The sequence below is a fragment of the Acinetobacter sp. YH1901141 genome, assembly GCF_013416935.1.
Lineage (GTDB): Bacteria > Pseudomonadota > Gammaproteobacteria > Pseudomonadales > Moraxellaceae > Acinetobacter > Acinetobacter towneri.
On record NZ_VPEY01000023.1, the window covers coordinates 16,664 to 41,981 of the forward strand.

Genomic DNA, 25,318 nt, shown 5'->3' on the forward strand with positions numbered 1-25,318 from the left:
ACTCTTCTTCGGAAGGGTGCTTTTTTATGCCTCAAAATAAAGCAGTTAGGTAGAAATAGTGCATTGACTGTATGTTTATTTTCCGTACAATCAGCAACAACTGTAACAAAACAGTCATATTTCTACAACAGAGGGAATCTCAATAATGTTTAAAAAACTTGCGCTTGCAACTGCTCTTCTTGCTGGTTTAAGTACTGCTCATGCGTATCAATTTGAAATCAATGGTGGGTATGAAAACACTGATTTTGATAATAATTTAGGTGGTGTAGAACTTGAGTCTGATGGCGACTTATTCTTTATTAATGGTAAATATTACCTAAATGGTGTTCAAGTCAAAAATGTACCTTTAGCTGAAGCTGCTTTTTTAGCTAAAGCGAGCAATATTGGCTTAGGATATCTTAATGCCCAAAATGAACTCAACATAGGTAACGTCAAGGCAGAAGAAGAATATGACATTGTTGGTATTAACGGTGAGTTTTATATCCCTAATACCCAATTTTATATTGGTGGTAGCTTAAACCGTTTGGACTATACAGGTTCGGTAACTACCCCTGGACTTCATGAAGAAGAGTCTGAAGATAATACTGGTTACTCTTTAGAAGCAGGTTATCTACCTACAAATGGTCTACTATTAGCGGTTGGTGTCGCAAAAGACAGCTTCGATCCAATGTTAGCTTCTAAAATTGGATTTGCAAGCACACTTGGTTATGGGGTGGCTGTAGTTGATGAAACAGCTGTTTCTTTACGCGCAAAATATGTATCTCAAATAGGTAACTATTATACGAATTTTGAGGGTGTTTCTTATTTCGGCGATGAAACAGTATATCGTCTAGGTGCAGACCTTTATATCGACCCAACTCTAAGTGTTGGTGTTGCTTTTGCTGATTCAACAGAAGATGACTCTGATACTATCTTTAATGTCCGTGCACAAAAATTCTTTACCCCTGCATTTGCTGTAGGTGTGAATTACACAACAACTGATGGTGCGGACTCTTATGGCATTAATGGTACATTCCGCTTCTAATTCCATAAATTAAAAGCAAAAAATCCGCTCAAATGTGAGCGGATTTTTATTTGGGCTACTACTCCAAATGCACAATCTGCAGTTGTAAACTGACATTGCTATTAAACACATTGCGTTCTAATTCATAAACCAAACGCACATGATCCAGCATTGGGTTAAAGTCAAATTTATCTTTGGCACCAAAGGCAATCGCATCCAGCACTTGGCCATTCTGCAACACCAGACGCAGTTTTAAATGCGTCTCTTTAAGCCATCTAAAATCGACCACTTTAAAACGCCCTTCAAATACAGGCTGCGGAAACTTTTGTCCCCACGGCGCCAAATGCTGTAATAAATCTACCGTGTGTAAATCAAAAGCTTCTTGCGGCAATTCACCATCTGTCCATAGCACAGCATGAAATAAATCCGCATCCATTTGCGCAATGATCTGTTCAAAGACCTGTTTAAATTCTGCAAAGTGCACCTTTTTTATGGTCAAACCTGCCGCAGCCGCATGTCCACCAAAATGACTCACCAAATGTGGATATTGCTCTGCAACCAATTCAATGGTGTCACGTATGTGAATCCCCTCAATTGAACGGGCAGAGCCTTTAATATGCTCACCATCTTCATCGGCAGCAAATACAATCGCAGGGCGATGAAACTGTTCCTTTAAGCGTCCTGCAACAATTCCAATTACACCTTGGTGCCAATGTTCTTCAAACATGATCAAGGCATGCGGTAAATCGCTTTGATCTAACTGCAGCTTTTCCAACTCTGCCAGCGCATCCTGTTTAATTTGCCCTTCAACCTGACGGCGTTCCTGATTCAAAGCATTTAACTGACGCGCCAAAGCATAAGCACTTTGCATATCCGCTGCCAGTAAACACTCGATTCCAATGTCCATGGTTTCCATGCGCCCTGCAGCATTGATACGTGGCCCCAAGACAAAACCCAAATCCTGCGCTTTGAGCTGTGCGGGTTCACGTCCTGCCAAATCCAGCAATGCGCTAATCCCAGGACGACATAAATTCTGCTGTATCCGTTTCAAGCCTGCATCCACCAAAATACGGTTGTTATAATCCAGACTAGCGACATCGGCATAGGTGCCCAAGGCCACCAAATCTAAATATTGCGTTAAATTTGCAGCAGATTTGCCCTGTTTTTTACGCTGACTGGATAAGTTCGCCAACACATAAAATGCCACGCCCACACCTGCCAAAGCTTTACTTGGGAAATCACAACCCAATTGATTCGGATTCACCACAGCCTCTGCATTTGGAGTGGCTTTTGTAGTGAGGTGGTGATCGGTAATGATGACCTGCATCCCCAAAGCTTGCGCACGCTCCACACCTGCATGACTGGAAATTCCGTTATCTACCGTAATTAATAAATCAGGTGCATAACGCTCAAAAGCCAAATCGGCAATGGCGGGGGTTAAGCCATAACCATATTTAAAACGGTCAGGTACTAAATACTGCACGTGTGCGCCCATTTCGCGCAATGTCAAAATCATAAGTGTGGTACTGGTCGCGCCATCGGCATCGTAATCGCCCACAATTACAATTTTTTTCTGCTGATCAATCGCCTGATCCATCAGCTGAATTGCTTCTGGTAGACCTTTCATGCTTGGAGCAAGCAAGTGCTTCAGTTTAAGTTCCAGCTCCTGCTCAGACGCAACGCCACGGCGCGCTAAAATTTGGGCAACAAATGTAGAGACGCCCTGAAAGTTTTCAGGGCGTGTAAGTAAAGGTCTTTGCTTTATTAGAATTTTTGACATAATTTCCAGTGATTTAAGGCATCAAGCGTTGTAGTTTCCACTCACCTTCAATTTTTTCATAAGCTAAGCGGTCATGCAAACGGTTCGGACGGCCTTGCCAAAATTCGTAATAATCAGGCTGCAAGCGGTAACCGCCCCAAAATATAGGTTTTTGCAATTCAGATTGATCGCCCACTTGGGCATGCAAGTCTTGGAAACGCGCCTGTAGTTCTTCACGGCTGGCAATCACACCACTTTGCGGAGTGCTAATATGCGCAGCGATTTGGTTGTCACGTGGGCGTTTGTGATAATACGCTGTCGATTCTTGCTCATCAATTTTTTCGACATAACCGCTGACACGAATCTGACGTTCCAGTTCAGGCCAGTAAAATAACAATTCAGCATAAGGATTGGCCGCTAAATCCAACCCTTTTTGACTGTCATAATTGGTATAAAAGTCATAGCCTGCTTCGGTGGCTCCACGCAGCAACACAGTACGCACATGCGGACGACCTTGCGCATTGGCAGTCGCCAATGACATCGCATACGGTTCATGCAGCTTGGCTTCTAAGGCATGGTTAAACCAATTCAAAAACTGAATATGCGGATTGGCACTGACCTGTGCTTCTAGCAATTCACCTTTTTGGTAACTTAAACGCAGCTCACTTAAATCTTTAATTAAATCACTCACGATTTACTCCCTTTAGACGGCATGACGACGTACAGCATCTGCTAAATCTTTCGCCATTGCCTTCACTTCAGCCAAATCATCACCTTCCACCATGACACGAATCACAGGTTCAGTGCCCGATTTACGAATCAATAAGCGTCCACGACCTTTCAGCTGTTCCGTAGCACGGTCAAACTCTTCCACCAAGGCAGGAACAGTATATGGGTCAAACATATTTGCTAAACGCACATTTTCCAGCACATTTGGCAACAGTTTAAAATCTGCCACCAATTCATGCAGGGCTTTATTTTGTTCGACCATCACCGTTAACACTTGTAAGGCAGCAATAATTGCATCACCTGTGGTGCTCTTGTCCAAAGTCAAAATATGCCCCGATGGCTCACCACCAATAACCCAGCCATTTTCTTCCAGACCTTGTAGCACGTAACGGTCACCGACATTGGCACGGAGTAATGGTACTTGGGCTTTTTCTAACGCCAATTCCAATGCCATATTGCTCATTAACGTCCCAACAATACCTGCAGGTTTTTTCGAGCCTTGTGTAGCAAGAATATATAAAATGTGGTCACCATCAATTTGCTTGCCTTGACTATCCACCAAAATCACACGGTCTGCATCACCATCAAATGCAACACCCAAATCCGCCTGATGCTCAAGCACTGCTTTTTGCAAACTTTCAGGATGGGTTGAGCCGCAATTTTCGTTGATGTTTAAACCATTTGGCTCATTGTGAATGGCAATCACTTTCGCACCTAATTCACGGAATACCGCAGGGCCAACATTGTAGGCAGCACCATTGGCGCAATCGACCACAATGGTGAGGTCATTTAAATCTAAATGATATGGAAAGGTCGATTTACAAAACTCGATGTAACGCCCATTGGCATCTTTAACACGAACACTTTTACCCAAGTTGGCCGTATCATCAATTTTTAATTCTTGCTGCAATTCTTGGTTAATTTCTTCTTGCAAGGCATCTGGCAGCTTTTTCCCTTCGCCCGAGAAAAATTTAATCCCGTTATCAAAATACGGATTATGCGATGCTGAAATCACAATGCCTAAACTGGCATGCAAAGCGCGGGTTAAGTGCGCAATAGCGGGCGTCGGCAATGGGCCGAGCAAATGCACATAGACACCTGCGGCATTTAAACCCGCTTGTAATGCTGCTTCTAAAATATAGCCTGAAAGACGTGTATCTTTACCCAATACCACAATAGGTTTATTTTTTTTGGTGTGTTTTTTTAAAACTTTACCTGCTGCAAAACCTAGTTTTAATGCAAAATCAGGTGTAATTGGTAACTCTCCAAACTTCCCTCGAATGCCGTCTGTACCAAAATAACTCATATTGTTCTCACTTCTTAGGGGTGATCTTTATCATCACTTTTTTACTGCGAGTTACTTTACACCAAAAATGAAAAAGCCGTCACATTGATGACGGCTTTTATTTGAAAATGCTACTAAATATCAACCAACGCGATAGTTCATATTAACCAACGCGATAGTTCGGCGCTTCTTTAGTAATCGTCACATCATGCACGTGAGATTCCTGCATACCTGCTGCAGTAATTTTCACGAATTTAGCATTTTGGCGTAGATCTTCAATGGTTGAAGAACCTGTATAACCCATAGATGAACGTAAACCACCCATCATCTGATGCACGATGTTGCCCATTGGGCCTTTGTACGGTACACGACCTTCAATACCTTCTGGTACAAGTTTTTCTGCACCTGCTTTCGAGTCTTGGAAATAACGGTCTGCAGAACCTGTTGCACCCGCCATTGCACCCAATGAACCCATACCACGGTATGCTTTGTAGTAACGACCTTGGAAGAATTCAACTTCGCCCGGTGCTTCTTCAGTACCAGCAAGCAATGAACCCACCATAATGGTACTTGCACCTGCACCAATCGCTTTGGCCATATCACCAGAGAAGCGAATACCACCATCGGCAATTAATGGAATCTGTTCTTTCAATGCATTGGCAACAGCGTCAATTGCAGAGATTTGCGGCATACCAATACCTGCCACAATACGTGTGGTACAGATTGAACCTGGGCCAATCCCCACTTTCACTGCGTCTGCGCCTGCATCTAACAATGCCAAAGCAGCATCGCCAGTTGCAATGTTACCGCCAATTACTTGAACTTGTGGATAGTTAGCTTTTACCCAACGTACACGCTCAATTACGCCTGCAGAGTGACCGTGTGCAGTATCAACCACAATCGCATCGACACCTGCTTCAACCAATGCTTCTACACGGCTTGGTGTTTCTGCGCCTGTACCCACTGCAGCACCCACACGTAAACGACCTAAGTCATCTTTACAGCTGTTTGGATACAATTCTGCTTTACGGAAATCGGTCACCGTAATTAAGCCCTTAAGCTCTTGATTTTCATTAACAACCAACACTTTTTCAATACGATGCTGTTGCAATAAAGCTTGAATGTTTTCTTTAGATTCGTCTTCGCGTACTGTCACTAAACGATCTTGACCTGTCATGATATTGCTGACAGGTTGTTCAAGGTTGGTTTCAAAACGTGTATCACGTCCTGTCACAATACCGACAACTTTGCCATCTTTTACCACAGGTACACCACTAATATTATTGGCTTGAGTCAGCGCAATCAATTCACGTACTGTAGTTTCTGGCGTTACGGTAATCGGGTCTTTCACCATACCCGCTTCAAATTTTTTCACACGGCGCACTTCGGCTGCTTGCGCAACGATGTCCATGTTTTTATGCAAAATACCAATACCACCGTTTTGCGCCATCGCAATTGCCATACGAGATTCAGTCACCGTATCCATTGCTGCTGAAACCAAAGGAATATTCAGGTCAATGCCGCGCGTAAAACGTGTCTTTAAGGAGACATCTTTTGGGAGAACAGTAGAATAGGCAGGGAGTAATAAGACATCATCGAAGGTTAACGCTTCTTGAACGATGGTCAGCATAACAGTCTCACTGGTAATTTCCGTGAGCCATTATAAACAAATCTGGGCACAAATTTCATTTGTTCTCTAAGAAATATTTTTTATTCTGCCCTTCTGGGGGATGCGACATGAAAAAATCGGTAATTTTCATCTAAAAATTGAAGTTTTCATCCTTAGTTTGCTTTTTAGCCGTGCAGGTTTAAAACTTGCGATGTTTCATTTTTCAGGCAGATAAAGCCGCTTCAATGTGAACCATGATTGGCTATTTATCCAAAATTAGCCGTAAAAAAAAGCAAAGCCGCAGCTTTGCTTTTTCAATCTGGATTGCGATCAACAACTTAAAGCACCATTAAACCACTTGATCGAAGTCATCATCATTCACAGAAATGGCTGGATCGACTTGCACAAATGGAATCATGTTATGCGCACGACGTGCTTTATTGCATTGATCATCGGCAATTTGCACTTCTTTACAAGAGCTGCTGCGTAATTCATAAATCCCGCAGCTCACTTGCTGTCCAACTTCACCTTCTAAAGCGACACAACGCGGCTGACTCTGATTGGTACCACACATGCATGAATAGACTGCTGTTACTGGTTCCGTGTAGTGCTCAGGCATATTCATGCCTTCAGCCCAATAAAATGAAACACGGAAATAAGCGCAACACGCGCCGCAGCTTAAGCAGGCATCGGCTGTAGGTACTTGAGACAACATTCGTTAAGTTCTCGTCATCAAAAAAATCGTTTTTGGGCGAAAATCTTAAAAAAAGTTGTTTTTGCACTCAAGTTTTTTTTACAGTTTTTTCAGCTTTTTTTGTCGCTTATTCAGGGCAGCTAAAAACGTGTTCATCCATCAAATCGACGCCACATTCCAGTGTTTCAATCCAGTCTAAGAATTGATTCACCTGTTCTTTGCCCACAAATGGCGTACCGTGTTGCGGCACAATCATTTCAACGTCCATGGTGCGTACCATATTCACCCAGAGGCGAATCACTTTATTGGAACACATATAGCGCTGATGGAAGCCTTTCATGGCAGGAATATGCGCAGCAAAATCAGCCAGTGGAATTGAAGCATCTTCCACCATGGATGCACCCATATCGCCCGAGAATAAGATTTTGGCAACAGGGTCATAAAACTGGAAGTTGCCGACCGAGTGCAAAAAGTGCGCAGGCACAGCAATAATTTTAGACTCGCCCAAAGGAATTGCCTGACCTTCATCTGGCAGTTCCACCAAACGATCTAGCCAGTTGCCTTTCATACGATCACTCATAAAAGATGAGCTTAAGTGCGGCAAGAAACGCGCCCACAATTTTGATGCTACGATTTTTGCTTCTGTATAGACCAACCAACGTGGCATTGAAGTGATGATGTCTGGGTCTTGGTGCGATGCCATGACATAGTCAAGATTGGTCAAACGGGTATATTTGTTTAATTCCATGGTCAGTGGTACATAGGTCAGGTCGCCACCCGGGTCTAGCACTGCGGCACGGTTATTATCAATGATCAGAAATTGGTTGGCCTGAACACCTTCACCTTTGACCAAACTGGTAAAACTAATACATTTATGTGTCCCATTATCAAATAAGACCTGCGATGTTGTACGGTCAAATGCCATAACCAATCCCCAATTTTTTCATTTTAAAAATAGATTTTCTATCACTGAATAACATATAGCTATTTATGGAAAGTTACAATAAATAAAATGGCTCAGATTATCTGAAATATCAGTGAATTGCAGTACCATTCACATAAATAAATCCCGAGCAGTTTGCTCAGGATTTATGCATTTTAATGAATAATTTAGAATAAATAATGTTGCGCCAAAGTCGACACACCAATAATTAGGAAAATCAGTGCACCAATTTTATGAATTAAAGCAATTGGCAATCGGGTCGCTAATTTATTGCCAATAAATACCGCAGGTGCATTGGCCAGCATCATCCCCAAAGTGGTTCCAAGCATGACCCAAAACACGCTGTCATAACGTGCGGCTAAAGCCACTGTGGCAATTTGAGTTTTATCGCCAATTTCTGCCAAAAAGAACAATACAAAGGTCGCGCCAAATACACCGTATTTTTGCCACTTGTTGATGCTTTCAGTTTCATCATCTAGCTGGTCTGGAATAAGCATCCAAATCGCCATGCCAATAAAACCTAAAGACAAAATCCACAATAAAATTTCTGGGCTAAGTACCGTGGTAATCCACTGCCCTAAAACTGCAGAAAGTCCGTGGTTAATGAGTGTTGCCAGTAAAATAGCAACCAAGATTGGAGCAGGTTTACGAAAACGTGCCGCGAGTAATAAAGCCAATAGTTGGGTTTTATCACCCATTTCGGCTAAGGCGACAATGGCAGTCGAGATGAGGAATTCATACATGATGTTTTTCTCTGGCTAGCACACATACCAATGACCTATCCCTCCTGCTAGCCAAAATCTGCAGAGTGATAAATCAAAGGTCTTGCCAACAAAAGAAAGCTTGAAAAAGCAGACTTGGTTCTTTGCTATGATGACCATGTTCTGTGGAACAAATATGTTGACCATCACCTTTTTACTACATTCAGTTGAAACAGAAATTAGTAAAAAGCGGCTACTCCCCAATGAAGTACAGCTATTCTAAACGGAATACTGCGGTTAAGCAAATTTAGCCGAATAACGGCAGTGACAAAAAACCCTGCCGCAGCAGGGTTTTATAAAGCTTTTCTGAGTTTAGAGCAGCAAGCTACGAATATCTGCCAACAACTGGGTCAGTTTATGGGTAAAACGTGCTGCATCTGCGCCATTAATTACCCGATGGTCATACGACAATGACAATGGCAACATCAAGCGCGGATCAAAGCCTTCACCATTCCAGACAGGCTGCATGGTCGCTGGTGAAATACCCAAAATCGCAACCTGCGGCCAGTTCACCAACGGCGTAAATGCCGTACCGCCAATCGAACCTAAACTGGTGATGGTAAAGTTTGCACCTTGTAAATCTTTAGGCGACAACTTTTTATCACGCGCTTTTTGACTCAACTCACCCAGTTCAATCGCAATTTGTTTAATCGATTTCTGATCTGGATTACGTAGTACAGGCACGGTTAAACCATCGGGGGTTGCCACCGCAATGCCCATGTGGATTTCTTTACGCAGCAGCACAGACTTTTGATCATCTGCCAAATGCGCAGCGAAATACGGTTCATCTTTCAGCAAATGCGCTACAGCTTTGGCAATGAACGCCAAAATGGTCAAGCTAACACCTTCTTTTTTGAAGTTAGCTTTCAATTCACTGCGCCACGCTTCTAGCTCAGTAATATCGGCCAAATCAAATTGCGTGACTTGTGGAATGTAATTGTTCAGGGACAATTGCGGAATTGACACTTGTTGTAAGCGCGTCAAACCTTTTTCTTCCACGCCACCAAATGCACTAAAATCAGGCAACTTTGGCAAACCTGTAACTTGCTGTGTTGTAGCAGCGACAGGAGCAGTCTGCGGCGCAGTAAGACGCGCTTTAACATAAGCCTTCAAGTCTTCTTTGAGTACACGCGCATGCGGGCCAGTGGCGTTTACATCGGCTAAAACAACACCTAACTCACGCGCCAGTTTACGCACAGCAGGGCCTGCATACACTTTTGCATTGGCTTCATTTTGCGCCTTGCTCAATTTGTCTACATTCGTATGTGCACTTGCTGCAACCGTTGTGGTTTGTGCTGTAGATGCAGCACTGACTGCTGGCGATGTACTTGGTGCAGAGGCAACTTGAGCTGCTGCAACTGCTGTTGGTGCAGCTGCGCTTGCAGTTACTATCGTCACTAATGCATTGCCCTGCGCAACACTTTGTCCTAATTCTACATGAATCGCTTGAATCACGCCTGCAGTAGTACTTGGCACTTCTACCGTAGCCTTGTCTGATTCCACCACAATCAAACTTTGGTCAGCGGCGACTGTATCGCCCACTTGTACCAAAATTTCTGCCACTGTGGCTTTATCGACCCCTAAATCAGGCACTGCGACTTCAACCTGTGCTGATGCTGTTGTTTGTGGTGCCGATGCAGTTGCTGCGCTCGCTGTTGCAGCAGCCGCTTCTGCTGATGCCACTTGAGGTGTTTCCACCTGTGTGACTGCAGCAGCGGCGGTTTTCACTTTCAGAATCACCACACCTTCTTTTACGGTATCACCCGTATTGATTTGGATAGCGGTAACTGTACCCGACACCGTACTCGGCACTTCTACTGTGGCTTTGTCCGACTCCACCACAATAATGCTTTGATCAACATCAATCGCATCGCCGACTTGTACTAAAATTTCCCCAACAACGGCTTTTTCCACGCCAATGTCAGGTACTTGTACATCTACTTCTTGCGCAGTGTTTGATGTCGCTGAGCTTGGTTCTGCAGCGATCACTGGTTCAGCATCTTGCTTCGGTGCAGCATCTACTTGGGCTTGCGGTGCAGCAACTTCTGTAGCAGCTGCCGTTTGAGCTTCAGTTTCCAACTCAATCAGCACCGCACCTTCAGTCACTTCATCGCCTTGTTGTACCAAAATACTTTTCACCACCCCTGCAACGGTGCTGGGTACTTCAACAGAGGCTTTGTCTGATTCCAATAGGACAATGCTGTCATCAACTGCAATCGTGTCGCCAACTTTGACAAGAATATCTGCAACAGTGGCTTTATCGACACCAATATCAGGCGTTTGAATTTGCATGATCAGTGCTCCTCTTTGTAGTCAGCAACCGCTTGTACTTCAGGAACCGCTTGCGGTGCCCACGCGACAGGACGATCTGTATCTAACTCAAATGTCGAGATTGCATCTTTGACCAAACGCGCATCGACTTCGCCTTCATCAGCCAGTTTTTTCAAGGTGGCTACCACAATGTGTGCAGCATCGACCCCAAAGTAGCTACGCAAGTTACCGCGGGTATCGGAACGACCATAACCATCGGTACCTAAGGCAACAAATGGACGATTGTCTGGCAAGTAACCGCGAATTTGCTCGCTATAGGCGCGCATGTGATCGGTAGCAGACACGACAATGCCATCTTTGCCACGTAACTGTTGTGAGATCCACGGCTCTTTGCTTTCTTCAGCCAATGGATGCAAACGGTTGTATTCTTCACACGCCATACCATCACGCGCCAATTCATTAAAACTGGTCACACTGTAGACATTCGAGTGGATTTGATACTCTTCACGCAAGATTTTCGCCGCTTTGATGACTTCACGCAAAATCACACCTGAACCTAGCAATTGAACCGTGGCTTTTTCATCTTCCTGCAGTAAATACATGCCGCGCTTAATGCCTTCTTCCACACCTTGTGGCATTTCAGGATGCTCGTAGTTTTCATTCATTACGGTGAGGTAATAGAACACGCGCTCCTGATTGACATACATGCGTTGCAAACCATCATGCACAATCACGGCAAGCTCATAACCAAAGCATGGGTCATAGGACACACAGTTTGGAATAGTATTGGCTAAAATATGCGAGTGACCATCTTGGTGTTGCAAGCCTTCACCATTGAGTGTGGTACGTCCTGCAGTGGCACCCAACAAGAAACCTTGCGCCTGTGCATCACCTGCCGCCCATGCAATATCCCCAATACGTTGGAAACCAAACATGGAGTAATACATATACATTGGGATCATTGGTAAGTTATTGGTCGAATAACTGGTACCCAAAGCTGCCCAAGCACTCATTGCACCTGCTTCGTTAATGCCTTCTTGCAGCATGTGACCGTCTTTGGCTTCACGATAATGCATCAATTGTTCTTGGTCTTCAGGGGTGTATTTTTGCCCATGTGCGGCATAAATACCCAGTTGACGGAACATGCCTTCTAAACCGAAAGTACGTGCTTCATCGGGTACAATGGGTACCACACGGTCTTTAATGGCTTTTTCTTTGAGCAGGGCAGAAATCAAACGCACCATCACCATAGTGGTCGATTGTTCTTTGCCACCTGAACCTGCCAAGACTGAATCGAAAACTGATAATTCAGGAATTTGTAAAGCTTCGCTGTCTTTACGACGCGCAGGCAAATAACCACCCAACGCTTCGCGACGCGCTTTCATATATTTCAATTCAGGCGAATTTTCACTTGGACGATAGAACGGCACTTCTTCAAGTTGCTCATCGCTAAATGGCAAGTTGAAGCGGTCACGTACATATTTTAAAGAATCCAACTGCATTTTTTTGATTTGGTGGGTTTTGTTCACCGCTTCAATTTCATCAGACAAACCATAACCTTTGACAGTTTTGGCTAAAATGACCGTTGGCTGACCTTTGGCCTTACATGCTTCAGCATACGCCGCAAATACTTTGTACGGATCGTGACCACCACGGTTCAGGTTATCAATATCTTCATCGCTTAAATCTTTGACCAATTCTTTGGCTTCAGGATATTTACCAAAGAATTTCTCACGAGCGTATGCACCACCTTTCACTTGCAAGCGCTGATAATCACCATCCACCGCTTCTTCCATAATGGCTCTTAATGCACCTGTGTCGTCTTTGTCTAATAAAGCATCCCAATGACGCCCCCAGACCACTTTAATCACGCGCCAACCTGCGCCACGGAATAACGACTCAAGTTCTTGAATGATTTTACCGTTACCGCGTACAGGGCCATCTAAACGCTGTAAGTTACAGTTCACCACCCAAATCAGGTTATCTAGCTTTTCACGACCTGCCAGTGAAATTGCACCCAAACTTTCTGGCTCATCCATTTCACCATCGCCTAGATATGCCCAGACTTTACGGTCTTCTTCTTTAATTAAACCGCGGTTCATTAAGTATTTTTGAATATGTGCCTGATAAATTGACATGATTGGACCCAGACCCATCGACACCGTTGGGAACTGCCAATAGTCAGGCATTAAATAAGGATGTGGATAGCTAGGTAAACCGTTACCGCCCACTTCACGGCGGAAATTATTCAATTGATCTTCGGTTAAACGCCCTTCTAAAAATGAACGGGCATAAATACCGGGTGCACAGTGACCTTGGTAGTAGATCATATCACCGCCAAAATGATCACTATTGGCACGGAAGAAATGGTTAAAACCAACATCATACAATGTTGCTGAAGATGCGAAACTTGCAAGGTGACCACCTAAATCATCACCTGTTTTATTGGCACGCAATACCATTGCCAACGCATTCCAGCGAATCAGGGCGCGAATACGACGCTCCATATCCTGATCGCCCGGCATGGCAGGTTGTTCTTCCACTGAAATGGTATTGAGGTAAGGAGTATTTAATCGCTGAATGGGTACATGCTTTGCAATTGCACGTTGGTACAGTTTTTCGAGTAAAAATGCTGCCCGTTCAGTACCCATATGTTGTAACACAGCATCAAAGGCGTCTTGCCATTCTTGGGTTTCTTGTGAGTCCGTATCACCGTAAAACGCCATAATTCACTATTCCTAAGCCTAATCGTATGCTTTATATGTATCATAATTTAGACTTTAGTAGATATGGCTAATCTTAAATGCATATCCTGCATACTATTTAGAAAATAAATAGTCATTGACACATTCTTACAGCAAATAACAAAAAACCGCCAATTTAGGCGGTTTTTTATACAATAAAGCAGATACTGCGTGTTATTATTTTTTTAGGTGATAAGTTGATGTCTGAAATGTCTCACTAGATTTCGCTAAAAGCTAAAACGTGAGTATAAAGAAAAGCGACCTTTGCCGCTTTAATTTCATGTTTTAATTTGTAGTTCGCGTGTAGTTTACAGTGAGTGTGGCTAGAGCATGAATTTCTAGCCAAAACATTACGGCAACATTGCTAAATAGGTAGAAGGGTTCTTACGTTGACCATCTTTCACTACTTCATAATGTAAGTGAGGACCTGTACAACGACCTGTACAACCCACGTTGGCAATATGTTCGCCTGCATCTACACGGTCACCCACACGTGCAATTAAACGTGAAGCGTGTGCGTAGCGCGTGATATAACCATTACCGTGGTTAATTTCTACATATTGACCATAACCTGTGCCCCAGCCTGACTTGGTCACAATACCTGGGCCAGTCGCATAAATTGGAGTACCGCTTGGTGCAGCAAGGTCTAAGCCAGAATGGTTTTCAGCACGACCACTCATGACACGACCGCCATAGTTCGAGCTAATACGTGCATTTGGTAATGGATGTGACACTAACCAAGCATAAGGATTTGAAGAAGCAAAACGGGTGCTGGTATTGGTACCGTATTTTTTTGCTAAAGACGCATTGTTTAATTCTGTAGTCTTTTCACGAAGCTTAACGGTCATCTGCGTTTGTGCAGGAACATCAATGTCTTGTGTTTCTGTATAAGAACCTTGTGACAAGGTGCGGGTTAATTGCTCAATACGATCAGTCGATGAATTTTGAGAATCTAACTCAACTAAATCAGCAAATGCGACAGATGCTGCCGAAGCTGCCAGTGAAAACGCTAATAAAATACGGCGCGAATGCATAAAAAAACCTCTTAACTGTTCTTACTTGAAGTTCCTTGTGATCTCTTCCTTGATATCTACTGAAAGGAGCGCATAAGATTAGGGCATAAACATGAAGGAATGATGTATGTCCGAACCTGTGAATCTCTTTCAACAAACAAGAAAACACATAAAAACAGGAAACCTAACGTTTCTCTCAACCCAAGTTGCTGCATGGCAGAAACTTGGCAAACTTATTCAACCTTTACTGCCGCAACCAGAGCAATGGCAGGTGGTTTGTTATCAACAAGGTGTCTTAACCATTACTGGAACGAATCAAGCGATGGTCAGTCAACTTGCTTATTTGCAAAAGCAATACATTACTCAACTGTCACAACTGCATGAACTGAAAGACATACAAAAAATTCAAGTTCGTTTAAGAGTTGAATCTCAAACGCCCCCAAAAAGCGAAAAGCCTTTAAGAACACTTAGTCCAGAAACTCAAGATATGTTACGAGGTGCTGCTGACTTTGTGAGCGACCCTAAGCTTAGCCAAGCTTTGTTACGTTTGGCAAGCAATAAAAAATAATTGTTTGCAGAAAACACCAAAAACTCGTGCTCAAATTTGTGATGAAATTCACATATTATTGTTGTTACATTATAACGTAGTAAGAAAAGACAATGACTTATGTCACATGCACAAAAGTGATCGGGCAAGAATTTATGTCATCAAATGTTACAATTTCATAACTGCTTGGATCGCTCTGAACATTGCGTAATAACTGATTATTTAAGGCATGTCCTGATTTATAACCATCAAACTTGGCAATAATTTGATGTCCAAGCAAGTACAAATCCCCCACAGCATCTAAAATTTTATGCCGTACAAACTCGTCCGAGAAGCGCAAACCTTCTTCATTGACCACGCCTGTATCATCTACCCCAATGGCATTATCTAAACTCGCACCCAAAGCCAAATTATTGGCTTTTAAATAGTCCAAATCTTTCATAAAGCCAAAAGTACGTGCGCCACTGACTTCATAGACAAAGGTTTCTGTAGAAAAATCGATGGTGGCAGACTGATATTCTTTTTTAAAGGCAGGATGATCAAAGTCGATGGTGAAATTGAGCTGAAAACCTTCATGCGGACTGAACACCGCACGTTTATCGTCAATTAAAGCTTCTACAGGTTTTAAAATTTTGATGAACTTTTTCGCAGCATCCTGTTCTTTTAAACCACCCTGCATCAACAAATAAATAAAAGGCCCTGCACTGCCGTCCATAATGGGCACTTCAGAGGCAGACACTTCAATAATCAAGTTATCAATGCCCAACCCTGCAATTGCACTCATAACATGCTCAATAGTGCCAACTTTGGCATTATCCTGAACCAAATTCGAGCACATAAATGCTTCTTGAATCAGCATGGCATCGGCTGGAATATCGACAGGCGGATTTAAATCGATACGACGAAACACAATTCCCCCATCGGCATGATGCGGCACAAAGTTGATCAATACTTTTTGACCACTGTGCAGACCAATACCGCTCGCCTTGACGACACGTTGTAGGGTACGTTGTTTCAGCATGTTCTCAATTCATCTAAATTTTAAAACCGCTATACGTTAGCATATTTAGCCATTGATAAAAAACAAAAAAGGCAGTTTAAAACTGCCTTTTCCCGATCACACAATGAAATTGAGGATCTTGTCTTATTTACGCTGCTGATTTTTCAAATAGTCTTGAATACTCATTGGCGTTGGACGCGCAGAGCCTGATGTTGTTGTCGCACTAATTGCAGGCGCAGTTTCTGCCTGCTGACGCTGAATTGCAGGCACATCATCTTCTTCTACTGCCGCTGTTGGTGCTGCAGAAGTGGTTTGTGTCACGGTGCGTTTTGCAGGCTCTGGTGTATCGCCTGTGTTACGCGCTAAACCAGTAGCAATAACAGTCACGCTAATTTCGTCACGCGCTTCAGGATCAAATACCGTACCGTAGAATACTTGGGTTTGTTCGGTATCTGAAAGTTGATGAATCACGTCCATGATCTCTTCGATTTCACCGAAGGTCACATCATCACCACCCGTTACGTTAATCAACAAGCCTTTGGCATTGGCAATGGTTACGCTATCGAGCAATGGGCTACGAATCGCTTGTTCAGCCGCTTGACGCGCACGGTTTTCACCACGACCTGAACCAACACCCATCATCGCATAACCGCGCGTACTCATCGCAGTTTTCAAGTCAGCAAAGTCTAGGTTGATGTGACCTGGACGTACCACCAAATCAAAAATACTGCGTACACCGTTCAACAAAACGTCATCGGCTTTTTTATACGCATCTTTCATTGAAATGTCGCGGTAAACTTTCATTAAACGCTGGTTTGGAATAATGATTAAAGAGTCTACATGCTGTTCTAATGCCGCAATCCCTTTTTCCGCAGAAAGTAAGCGACGCTTACCCTCAAAGTTAAATGGCGTAGTCACCACACCAACAGTCAAAATGCCCATTTCTTTGGCAATTTCAGCCACAACTGGCGCAGCACCTGTACCTGTACCACCGCCCATCCCTGCAGTCACGAACACCATGTCTGTGCCTTCAAGTTGCTGACAGATCAGCTCGCGGCTTTCTTCCGCTGCAGTTTGACCCACTTGAGGATCACCGCCCGCGCCTAAACCACGTGTGCTTTGCTCACCTAGCTGGATTTTGAATTGCGAATTCATGCGATCCAATGCTTGTTTGTCCGTATTGGCACAAACAAATTTTACACCCTGAATATCCGACTCAAGCATGTGCTGCACAGCGTTACCACCTGCACCACCCACACCAAACACAGTGAAACGGGCTTGACCGTTGCTATCGGTTTGATCATCTATAAATTCAAATGAGGCCATGACCTTTAGATTTCCTAATACGTTATTGGCAGTCACTTAAGCCCGTATACTGCCTTGATCTTCATAAAAATTATTTTTAAGAATGCTGTTCAACTTCTCGCTTGTCAAGTACCAGTGATGATCCGTACAACTTCCTAACAATATTCCCAAAAAACTCAACTAAAAAATAGATTTTAACTTTTCGTTCAAGCCAGACCATGCCCGTCCGACACGCCCCCAAACCGATAAGGTTTCAGGGTCTTCATGTTCTACAATCGTGTCTTGAGTATAGTTTTGACTATAAAGCAATAAGCCTGAAGCTGTTGCATATTGTGAACGGCGTAAGGCGGCCTGATGCGGTTCATCGGCATAAACTTGTGAAGGATGATTCCCCAAGTGTGCCGAAACACCCAACATACGACGTACCAAGCTGATCATGCCTTCAATTTGTGAGGCATCACCCGCCAAAACCACACCATGATATAAACCATGAATGGCACCGCTCTTTTCGAGTTCCTGACGAATTTGTGCAAAAATTTCTTCATAACGCGCAATAATAATTTCCGCCAGTTCAATACGGCTAATGGTTTGCGGCCCATCAATGCCCTGAATCTGAATCATGTGATCAGGTTTGACCACTTTCATATCTACACAGCCATACAATAGCTTAATCCGTTCAGCTTCTTCAGTTGTGGTTTGTAACACCGCTGCAATATCGCGGGTGACATGCTCACCACCACGCTGCAAAGTGTGTGCCAAGGCCAAACGTCCATCTAAATAAACTGCAATACTGGTCGTACCTGCGCCAATATCTACCAGACACACACCGTATTCTTTTTCATCTTTAAGCAGACTGGCTTCTGCAGTGGCTAAATTTGACACCACCATTTTTTCGACACCAATATTGGCACCTTTTAAAGCACGGTCTAAATTCTGCATGGTGCTAATAGGCAACATCATCAATTGATAATGCCCCGTCATGCTATGTGCTGACATACGAATTGGGTTTTGTACCCATTCACCCGAATCATCTAAATCGAAACCGAGTGGTACTGCACTCACCAAATAATGGTCTGAGGTGAGGTGACTGGCTTTGGCCAAGTCCAAGGCGCGTACCACTTCACTGGTGGTAATGGTGTGATCACTACTTTCAATAGGTGTGCGACCTGAAGCATAAAAGCTTTTTAGCTCTGCACTAGGAATAGAAATCCATGCCGAATGCACACGGCATTCCGCCATATCTTCCGCTTCTTGCACGGCATTTTTAATTGCAGTAATCACTTTATCGAGACTGACAATTTTTCCCTTACTCATGCCTCGATTACGTGCGGTGGCCATACCAATGACTTGGATATTGTCTGGCGCATGGACCTTAGCAATCAAAACTGAAACTTTGTGCGTCCCAATGTCAATCGCAACAACCGAGGGAACAGCTTCACTCATTTATTCACTACCATTACCAGTATGTTTAATTTATGGCTTAATGCCTCTATTTTTTTAAAGCCCAATATTATGGCTTTGCTCTTATTCCCTCTGCAATGCTTGTGTCATCAATCGTTACAACAAAGTGACCATTTGCAATTTTTGGCGGAATTGAGTTTTTCCATTGAATGGCTAAACCATTGCGATAACGCAAATCGATGGCGGATATTTTAGACCATACAGGTTTCAAATCACTTTGTGCAAGATGCCCCAAGCGCTGCAGCTTACTCATGGTTTGATCTTTATCTACAATAACACGTAGACCTGAATCAAACTGCATAAACCACGTCATACGTTCTGTTAAATATAGTTCTTTTAAACGATCGTTGACGGGTAAGAATAATTGGTTAATTTCATTATAACGACGCATCATCATTTTAGATTGATGCGTTGGCCCGTGTAATAACGGTAAATGTTGATTATTTTGTGGCGTGACCTCGGTAAAGACTTCACCGCTGTCACTGAGCAAACGACCTGTCCCCCAACGTGCAATTGGATGACGCGGCATAACCCGCACACGAATAGCATTCGGCCACGCACGTGAAACCACCACTCGATCTACCCAAGACAACTCCAAAGCGGTATCGCGGATTTGCTCTAGGTCAGAGGTGAAATAGTTCTTGGTCATTACAGGGTTCACATGCGTCATCACTTGGCGGTGTTCCGCATCTGAACGTGTACCCACTACATCTAGCTTGGCAATTTGTGCATCGGTCATGACTTTGTATAGCCCGTACGCACCCACTGCCAACACGAGCACCGCAACGCACAGCATTACCCAACCGCCAAAATGAATCAGCTTTTCTTTGGCTGTTGGCGGTTTGTCATGAATCGAGGTAATCGCTGCCCGTTTACGGCGCAAGGATGCAGGAAGTTGAGCCATATTTAGTGTGCTTCACCTGTAAGGGTTTGTGCCAAAATTGCCACACACAGCTCATCAAAACTATAGCCGACTGCATTTGCCGCTTTCGGAACTAAAGAGTGGCTGGTCATTCCCGGCACGGTATTCACTTCCAATAGCCAGAAATTGCCGTTCTCATCTTGCATGGCATCAATACGACCCCAGCCACTTGCACCCACGGCTTGGAAGGCACGTAATGCCAAAGCTTGTAACTGTTGCTCTTCGGCAGTGCTTAAACCACACGGAATACCGTATTGCACATCATTACGTTGATATTTGGCTTCATAATCATAGAACGCCACATCTTTCGGTGGTTCTAAACGAATAATCGGTAAAGCCTGACCATTTAACAGCACGATGGTAAATTCACGTCCTGTAATCCATTTTTCAGCCATAACAATAGCGTCATGTGCAGTTGCTTTCGCTACAGCATCGGCAAAGTCTTCTACTTTTTCGACTTTGCTCATGCCAATACTTGAACCTTCATGTACAGGCTTGATGATGAGTGGTAAACCCAATTCGACAACCACGTCTTCAATATTGGAATCTTTGCTAACAATACGATATGGCGCAGTTGGCAAGTCAGAACCTTGCCAAATTTGCTTGGTCTTCACTTTGTCCATGCCAATGGCTGAACCTTGCACGCCCGTACCCGTGTATGGAATATTCAACCATTCCAAAACACCTTGAATTTGACCATCTTCACCACCGCGCCCGTGTAACACAATAAAGGCACGATCATAATTGACCAATTCGGTCACGCTACGTGTTTGTGGATCAAATGCTTCTGCATTGACCCCAGAACGTAGCAGTGCTTCGAGTACTGCTTGACCGCTGTCTAGAGAAACCTCACGCTCAGCAGATTTTCCACCCAATAACACGGCAACTTTGCCGAACTTTGAAGCATTTGACACGTTTATATCCTTAAACTTTAAACTGGTCGATCAAATTCAAACATCACAGGTTGTGATTATTTTAAATATAAATGGTTTTGTGCAAGCTCGATTGAAATCGCCCCCACATTACCTGCACCTTGGGTCAATAACAAGTCATTGGCCTGTAACACTTGTTTCACAATATTCGGTAGGTTGCCGTCATTTGGATCGACCAAAATTGGCTCAACCTGACCACGCAAACGAATACTGCGTGCCAAAGTACGGCTATCTGCGCCAACAATTGGTTTTTCACCCGCAGGATAAACATCGAGCAATAACAATTGATCGACTTGTGACAACACTTCCACAAAGTCATCAAAACAGTCACGGGTGCGACTAAAACGGTGTGGTTGGAACAACATCACCAAACGGCGATCAGGATGACTTTGACGCGCAGCTTTAATGGTGGCTTCCACTTCTTTCGGGTGATGTCCGTAGTCATCTACCAATTTCACATTGCCGTCTGCTACCTCAAACTCACCTTGTACTTGGAAACGACGACCGACACCGCTAAAGCCTTCTAAAGCACGGCAAATTGCACCATCAGAAACGCCTTCATCGGTGGCAATTCCAATTGCAGCCAAGGCATTCAATACGTTATGCAGCCCTGGTTGATTCACCGTCACGCGTAACGGTTCGCGGTCTTTACGCAGTACAGTAAAGTGTGTGCGCATGCCGTCTTGATCGACATCAATGGCACGAATATCGTTGTCTTCATTAAAACCATAGGTCAATACAGGGCGCCCGATACGCGGCATGATTTCACGAATATTGGCATCATCACCACACACCACAGCCAAACCGTAGAATGGCAGTTTGTGCAAAAATTGAATAAAGGTATCTTTTAAGGTATCGAAACTACCACCATAGGTGTCCATGTGGTCGGCATCAATATTGGTCACCACAGCCGCCATTGGCTCTAGGAATAAGAACGATGCATCAGATTCATCGGCTTCTGCCACGATATAACGGCTAGCACCCAATGCTGCATTGACCCCAGTACGGTTTAGCAAACCACCAATCACATAGGTTGGATCCATGTTTTCTTCGGCCAACATACAGGTGATTAAACTGGTAGTGGTGGTTTTACCATGTGTACCCGCGACTGCAATACCATGACGGTAACGCATCAACTCGCCCAGCATTTCAGCACGACGCACCACAGGAATACGGGTGTCAATTGCTGTTTTAATTTCTGGGTTTTCTGGGTCAATTGCAGTAGACACCACCAACACATTGGCGCCTTTAATATTCTCTGCCGCATGCCCAATATAAACCTTGATGCCATTTTCTTCTAATTGCGCTGTGGTTTTTGAAGCTTTGATGTCTGAACCCGACACTTTATAGCCTTGGTTTTTCAAGACTTCGGCAATACCACACATCCCCGCGCCACCAATACCCACAAAATGAATGTGTTTGATACGGCGCATTTCAGGCACTTTGATTAATTTTTTCGCTTGATCAGCGGGTGTAGATGGAGACATATTTTACTCGAACAATGCTTGAATAAGACGAACCACGTGTTGAGTTGCATCAGGCTGCGCCTGCTGACGGGCTTTGACCGCCATTTCAGACAACAATTGACGATTCATTAACGGGGTTAATAATGTTGTTAAACTTTCAGGTGTCATGCTAGCTTGCGGACAGATTTTTGCTGCACCAAGATCGGCTAAAAACTTGGCGTTTGCAGTTTGGTGGTCATCCACTGCGCTTGGCAAAGGTACAAATACAGCCGCAACACCCGCAGTCGCAACCTCAGTCACGGTCAACGCACCAGCACGACAAATAATTAAATCGGCATCACTGTAGGCTTGTGCCATATCTTCAATAAAGGGCTGTACATTGACCTGCAAGCTGTCTGGCTTATGCGCATAACGCGCCTGCGTCGCTTCGGCATGGTTTTGCCCACATTGATGATAAACATCTAAAGCGACATTTAGTTGCTTTAACGCTTCAGGTACACATTCATTTAAGGCTTGTGCACCTAGTGAACCACCCACAATTAAAATACGAATTGGCAAGCCTGCTTTTTCACGTTCCTGATAGCGCCATGCAGGGCTTAAGGTCGCAGTGATTTCTTCACGAACAGGGTTGCCTGTGGTGACAATTTTGTTACTGTTTGGAAAGGTATTTGGGAAAGCCTGACACACGGTTTTTGCCACACGTGACAATTGAGTGTTGGTAAAACCCGCAACTGCATTTTGTTCGTGAATCAGCACAGGAATACCCAAAGCACGTGCTGCCAAGCCACCCGGCCCTGCCACATAACCACCAAAACCTGCAACAGCATCAACTTTTAATTGCTTCATGTAACGCACAGCACTGAGCGTTGCGCCTAAAATTTTAAATGGTGCAGCCAGTTTACGGATCAAACCGTTGCCACGTACACCTTGAATATTAATTTGGTAAATTGGGATATTATGATTTTTAAGCAGACGATTTTCCATGCCCGTTGGGGTCGCCAACCATGACACTTGAATCCCTTGTTGCTGTAATTGTTTTGCGACGGCCAAAGCGGGAAAAACATGTCCACCTGTACCTGCGGCCATCATCATGACATGTTTAGGCTGTTGTTGCTGTGCGTCAGTCACGGTTTAATTCTTCAACTCAAAATAAGGCAAATAAAAATCTTGTATAAGCTATCAATTGTAATCACAAACGCATGGGCTTGAAAGGTTATTTACTTTTTTTCACCAAGTGCTTGATTGTTTTTTTCTACAGATTTTCAAGTTTAAACTAGTTTTATTATTAATCTACGGAAAATGTTAAGTTTTATTCAATTTTACCTGCTTTGATTGATCTATTTTGCAAAGTGTTTAAGTTGTTTTTTGTATCCACGTCTCTAAAAACAAGGCCGCTTTCAAATAGAAAACGGCTTTTGTATTGATACAGTGAGCATAAAGCCCAAACTTAGTTGGGACGACCTGCTTCAAGTACGGTAAATAAATCATCGGCAATGGATGTACCAAACTGTGCATCAATTTCACGAATACACGTTGGACTGGTCACGTTGATTTCAGTGACATAGTTGCCAATCACATCTAATCCGACAAAAACCAAGCCTTTTTCACGTAAAAATGGCCCGACTTTGGCGGCAATGGCTTTGTCATTTTCAGTCAATGGACGTGCTTCGCCTAAACCACCTGCAGCTAAGTTGCCACGCACTTCGCCATTTTGTGGAATTCGTGCCAAACAATAAGGCACAGGCTCACCATTAACCATGAGGATGCGTTTATCACCATCTACAATTTCTGGAATATAGCGCTGCGCCATGATTGGCTGAGTGCCGTTGTTGGTCAGAATTTCAATGGTTGAGCCAATATTGACCCCATCTTGGTACAAACGGAAAATTCCCATGCCGCCCATGCCATCGAGCGGTTTAACGATCACATCACCATGTTGCTGAATAAATTCACGAATCAGGCTTTGTTGTGAAGTGACCAATGTCGGAACTTGTAGTTCTGGGAATTGAGTCGCAAACAGCTTTTCATTACAGTCACGCAGGCTTTGCGGCTTGTTGATGATCCATGCGCCTTCGCGTTCAGCTTGCTCTAAAATATATGTGGTATAAACGAAATTCATGTCAAAAGGCGGGTCTTTACGCATGAGAATGACATCATAATCAGCTAAGGATTCTTTGCGTTTTTCGCCCAATTCGTAATAATGGTTATAATCTTCAAAGACTTTGAGCGATGCAATCAGACCAAATGCCTTGCCCTGATCAATATATAAGTCTTGCTGTAATGCATAGCCCAAGGTATGCCCACGACGGCTTGCCGCCCATAACATCGCCATGGTTGAGTCTTTTTTCAAATTGACACTTTCGATGGGATCCATCACAACAAGTACGCGCATATTTCGGTGCTCTTTTGAAGAATTGAATAAGCAAAAGTATAGCGGAGTTTGGCTTTGGTTTTGCTGCAATTTTCGTAACGCTTTATCCACGATCATCATGCACTTAGGAGTATGCGATGCAACAAGCAATTATTGGTTTTCATTTAGATGAAGAAAATGATTGGGTCGCAGATTTGGCCTGCGGTCACGGGCAGCATGTGCGGCATAATCCACCGTGGCAAAACCGCCCGTGGGTAATCACAGAGCAAGGGCGCAAGGAAAAGTTGGGGGTGATGCTGGAGTGTAAGAAGTGTGAGGAGGAGACTGAGTGAATACGCTTAGGGAGACTGTAAATAAAACTGTGTAAACGCTTAAATGAACCGTACCGGGTTTGTCGGAGACCAACTTTCTTGAGAGAATGTTCCAATGACAAAACCAAAATATACCCCTGAAATCAGAGAAAGAGCGGTTCAATTATTGATTGAATCTGAAAAAGATTATCC

At 43.8% G+C, this 25,318-nt stretch carries 21 protein-coding genes and 1 riboswitch; of the genes, 3 read left to right on the plus strand and 18 right to left on the minus strand.

All coding sequences use genetic code 11. From position 1 onward, the window contains the following. Positions 1-145: 145 nt before the first annotated feature. Positions 146-1,024: a putative porin gene (locus FTV52_RS11520; RefSeq protein ID WP_179990847.1), complete on the plus strand. Its 879-nt coding sequence runs from the start codon at positions 146-148 to the stop codon at positions 1,022-1,024. A 58-nt stretch (positions 1,025-1,082) separates the two neighbouring features. Here FTV52_RS11520 and recJ read toward each other — a convergent pair whose 3' ends face one another. From recJ to FTV52_RS11570, 10 genes are all read right to left on the minus strand, one after another. Beyond that, a complete protein-coding gene (gene recJ, locus FTV52_RS11525; protein WP_179990848.1) occupies positions 1,083-2,783 on the minus strand; it encodes a single-stranded-DNA-specific exonuclease RecJ in 1,701 nt (566 codons plus the stop codon). Between the two features lie 13 nt (positions 2,784-2,796). Beyond that, a complete protein-coding gene (gene pdxH / locus FTV52_RS11530; protein WP_096901662.1) occupies positions 2,797-3,453 on the minus strand; it encodes a pyridoxamine 5'-phosphate oxidase in 657 nt (218 codons plus the stop codon). Between the two features lie 12 nt (positions 3,454-3,465). Beyond that, positions 3,466-4,797: a phosphoglucosamine mutase gene (glmM, locus tag FTV52_RS11535; protein ID WP_131261207.1), complete on the minus strand. Its 1,332-nt coding sequence runs from the start codon at positions 4,795-4,797 to the stop codon at positions 3,466-3,468. A gap of 142 nt (positions 4,798-4,939) precedes the next feature. Beyond that, the gene (guaB, locus tag FTV52_RS11540; RefSeq protein ID WP_179990849.1) at positions 4,940-6,406 is read right to left on the minus strand and encodes an IMP dehydrogenase; all 1,467 of its coding nucleotides are present in this window, start codon (positions 6,404-6,406) and stop codon (positions 4,940-4,942) included. 328 nt (positions 6,407-6,734) lie between these two features. Then, positions 6,735-7,100, minus strand: a complete 366-nt coding sequence (locus FTV52_RS11545) for a YkgJ family cysteine cluster protein (RefSeq protein WP_004974255.1) — start codon at positions 7,098-7,100, stop codon at positions 6,735-6,737. A 106-nt stretch (positions 7,101-7,206) separates the two neighbouring features. Beyond that, the gene (locus FTV52_RS11550) at positions 7,207-8,004 is read right to left on the minus strand and encodes an MBL fold metallo-hydrolase (RefSeq protein ID WP_179990850.1); all 798 of its coding nucleotides are present in this window, start codon (positions 8,002-8,004) and stop codon (positions 7,207-7,209) included. Positions 8,005-8,189: 185 nt separating this feature from the next. Continuing rightward, positions 8,190-8,765, minus strand: a complete 576-nt coding sequence (locus tag FTV52_RS11555; RefSeq protein ID WP_004974251.1) for a TMEM165/GDT1 family protein — start codon at positions 8,763-8,765, stop codon at positions 8,190-8,192. Between the two features lie 72 nt (positions 8,766-8,837). After that, positions 8,838-8,997, minus strand: a riboswitch (yybP-ykoY riboswitch). Between the two features lie 98 nt (positions 8,998-9,095). Continuing rightward, positions 9,096-11,075 (minus strand): 2-oxo acid dehydrogenase subunit E2, encoded by a 1,980-nt coding sequence (locus tag FTV52_RS11560; RefSeq protein WP_179990851.1) that lies wholly within the window; start codon positions 11,073-11,075, stop codon positions 9,096-9,098. A 2-nt stretch (positions 11,076-11,077) separates the two neighbouring features. Beyond that, complete coding sequence (gene aceE / locus FTV52_RS11565) at positions 11,078-13,780, minus strand: pyruvate dehydrogenase (acetyl-transferring), homodimeric type (RefSeq protein ID WP_096901655.1); 2,703 nt, start codon at positions 13,778-13,780, stop codon at positions 11,078-11,080. Between the two features lie 368 nt (positions 13,781-14,148). Beyond that, the gene (locus FTV52_RS11570; protein ID WP_004974246.1) at positions 14,149-14,832 is read right to left on the minus strand and encodes a M23 family metallopeptidase; all 684 of its coding nucleotides are present in this window, start codon (positions 14,830-14,832) and stop codon (positions 14,149-14,151) included. Positions 14,833-14,938: 106 nt separating this feature from the next. Between FTV52_RS11570 and FTV52_RS11575 the strand changes: the two genes are divergently transcribed. Further along, a complete protein-coding gene (locus FTV52_RS11575; RefSeq protein ID WP_004974242.1) occupies positions 14,939-15,379 on the plus strand; it encodes a DciA family protein in 441 nt (146 codons plus the stop codon). Positions 15,380-15,476: 97 nt separating this feature from the next. Here the strand turns inward: FTV52_RS11575 and lpxC are convergent, their stop codons facing one another. From lpxC to gshB, 8 genes are all read right to left on the minus strand, one after another. After that, positions 15,477-16,379, minus strand: a complete 903-nt coding sequence (gene lpxC / locus FTV52_RS11580) for a UDP-3-O-acyl-N-acetylglucosamine deacetylase (RefSeq protein ID WP_004974240.1) — start codon at positions 16,377-16,379, stop codon at positions 15,477-15,479. Positions 16,380-16,502: 123 nt separating this feature from the next. After that, the gene (gene ftsZ, locus FTV52_RS11585) at positions 16,503-17,684 is read right to left on the minus strand and encodes a cell division protein FtsZ (RefSeq protein WP_004974238.1); all 1,182 of its coding nucleotides are present in this window, start codon (positions 17,682-17,684) and stop codon (positions 16,503-16,505) included. Between the two features lie 159 nt (positions 17,685-17,843). Beyond that, entirely contained in the window at positions 17,844-19,106 is a 1,263-nt protein-coding gene (ftsA, locus tag FTV52_RS11590; protein ID WP_004974236.1) for a cell division protein FtsA, read from the minus strand. A gap of 67 nt (positions 19,107-19,173) precedes the next feature. After that, positions 19,174-20,028: a cell division protein FtsQ/DivIB gene (locus FTV52_RS11595; RefSeq protein WP_004974235.1), complete on the minus strand. Its 855-nt coding sequence runs from the start codon at positions 20,026-20,028 to the stop codon at positions 19,174-19,176. A gap of 2 nt (positions 20,029-20,030) precedes the next feature. Next, positions 20,031-20,960 carry a D-alanine--D-alanine ligase gene (locus FTV52_RS11600; RefSeq protein WP_104852724.1) on the minus strand — a complete coding sequence of 310 codons (930 nt, stop codon included), beginning with the start codon at positions 20,958-20,960 and terminating at the stop codon, positions 20,031-20,033. A gap of 56 nt (positions 20,961-21,016) precedes the next feature. After that, positions 21,017-22,465 carry a UDP-N-acetylmuramate--L-alanine ligase gene (murC, locus tag FTV52_RS11605; RefSeq protein ID WP_179990852.1) on the minus strand — a complete coding sequence of 483 codons (1,449 nt, stop codon included), beginning with the start codon at positions 22,463-22,465 and terminating at the stop codon, positions 21,017-21,019. A 3-nt stretch (positions 22,466-22,468) separates the two neighbouring features. Beyond that, positions 22,469-23,572, minus strand: coding sequence for an undecaprenyldiphospho-muramoylpentapeptide beta-N-acetylglucosaminyltransferase (murG, locus tag FTV52_RS11610; protein WP_179990853.1), 1,104 nt, complete (start codon positions 23,570-23,572; stop codon positions 22,469-22,471). A 319-nt stretch (positions 23,573-23,891) separates the two neighbouring features. Next, positions 23,892-24,836: a glutathione synthase gene (gene gshB, locus FTV52_RS11615; protein WP_004974228.1), complete on the minus strand. Its 945-nt coding sequence runs from the start codon at positions 24,834-24,836 to the stop codon at positions 23,892-23,894. Between the two features lie 116 nt (positions 24,837-24,952). Between gshB and FTV52_RS11620 the strand changes: the two genes are divergently transcribed. Then, complete coding sequence (locus FTV52_RS11620; RefSeq protein WP_070155853.1) at positions 24,953-25,147, plus strand: DUF3565 domain-containing protein; 195 nt, start codon at positions 24,953-24,955, stop codon at positions 25,145-25,147. The last annotated feature ends 171 nt before the right edge of the window (positions 25,148-25,318 follow it).

What these genes read in the sequence shown, in the direction of transcription:
- FTV52_RS11520 (WP_179990847.1), top strand. Translation starts at nt 146, where the DNA reads ATGTTTAAAAAACTTGCGCTTGCAACTGCTCTTCTTGCTGGTTTAAGT.
- recJ (WP_179990848.1), bottom strand. Translation starts at nt 2,783, where the DNA reads ATGTCAAAAATTCTAATAAAGCAAAGACCTTTACTTACACGCCCTGAA.
- glmM (WP_131261207.1), bottom strand. Translation starts at nt 4,797, where the DNA reads ATGAGTTATTTTGGTACAGACGGCATTCGAGGGAAGTTTGGAGAGTTA.
- guaB (WP_179990849.1), bottom strand. Translation starts at nt 6,406, where the DNA reads ATGCTGACCATCGTTCAAGAAGCGTTAACCTTCGATGATGTCTTATTA.
- FTV52_RS11545 (WP_004974255.1), bottom strand. Translation starts at nt 7,100, where the DNA reads ATGTTGTCTCAAGTACCTACAGCCGATGCCTGCTTAAGCTGCGGCGCG.
- FTV52_RS11550 (WP_179990850.1), bottom strand. Translation starts at nt 8,004, where the DNA reads ATGGCATTTGACCGTACAACATCGCAGGTCTTATTTGATAATGGGACA.
- FTV52_RS11555 (WP_004974251.1), bottom strand. Translation starts at nt 8,765, where the DNA reads ATGTATGAATTCCTCATCTCGACTGCCATTGTCGCCTTAGCCGAAATG.
- FTV52_RS11560 (WP_179990851.1), bottom strand. Translation starts at nt 11,075, where the DNA reads ATGCAAATTCAAACGCCTGATATTGGTGTCGATAAAGCCACTGTTGCA.
- aceE (WP_096901655.1), bottom strand. Translation starts at nt 13,780, where the DNA reads ATGGCGTTTTACGGTGATACGGACTCACAAGAAACCCAAGAATGGCAA.
- FTV52_RS11570 (WP_004974246.1), bottom strand. Translation starts at nt 14,832, where the DNA reads ATGCATTCGCGCCGTATTTTATTAGCGTTTTCACTGGCAGCTTCGGCA.
- FTV52_RS11575 (WP_004974242.1), top strand. Translation starts at nt 14,939, where the DNA reads ATGTCCGAACCTGTGAATCTCTTTCAACAAACAAGAAAACACATAAAA.
- lpxC (WP_004974240.1), bottom strand. Translation starts at nt 16,379, where the DNA reads ATGCTGAAACAACGTACCCTACAACGTGTCGTCAAGGCGAGCGGTATT.
- ftsZ (WP_004974238.1), bottom strand. Translation starts at nt 17,684, where the DNA reads ATGGCCTCATTTGAATTTATAGATGATCAAACCGATAGCAACGGTCAA.
- ftsA (WP_004974236.1), bottom strand. Translation starts at nt 19,106, where the DNA reads ATGAGTGAAGCTGTTCCCTCGGTTGTTGCGATTGACATTGGGACGCAC.
- FTV52_RS11595 (WP_004974235.1), bottom strand. Translation starts at nt 20,028, where the DNA reads ATGGCTCAACTTCCTGCATCCTTGCGCCGTAAACGGGCAGCGATTACC.
- murC (WP_179990852.1), bottom strand. Translation starts at nt 22,465, where the DNA reads ATGTCTCCATCTACACCCGCTGATCAAGCGAAAAAATTAATCAAAGTG.
- gshB (WP_004974228.1), bottom strand. Translation starts at nt 24,836, where the DNA reads ATGCGCGTACTTGTTGTGATGGATCCCATCGAAAGTGTCAATTTGAAA.
- FTV52_RS11620 (WP_070155853.1), top strand. Translation starts at nt 24,953, where the DNA reads ATGCAACAAGCAATTATTGGTTTTCATTTAGATGAAGAAAATGATTGG.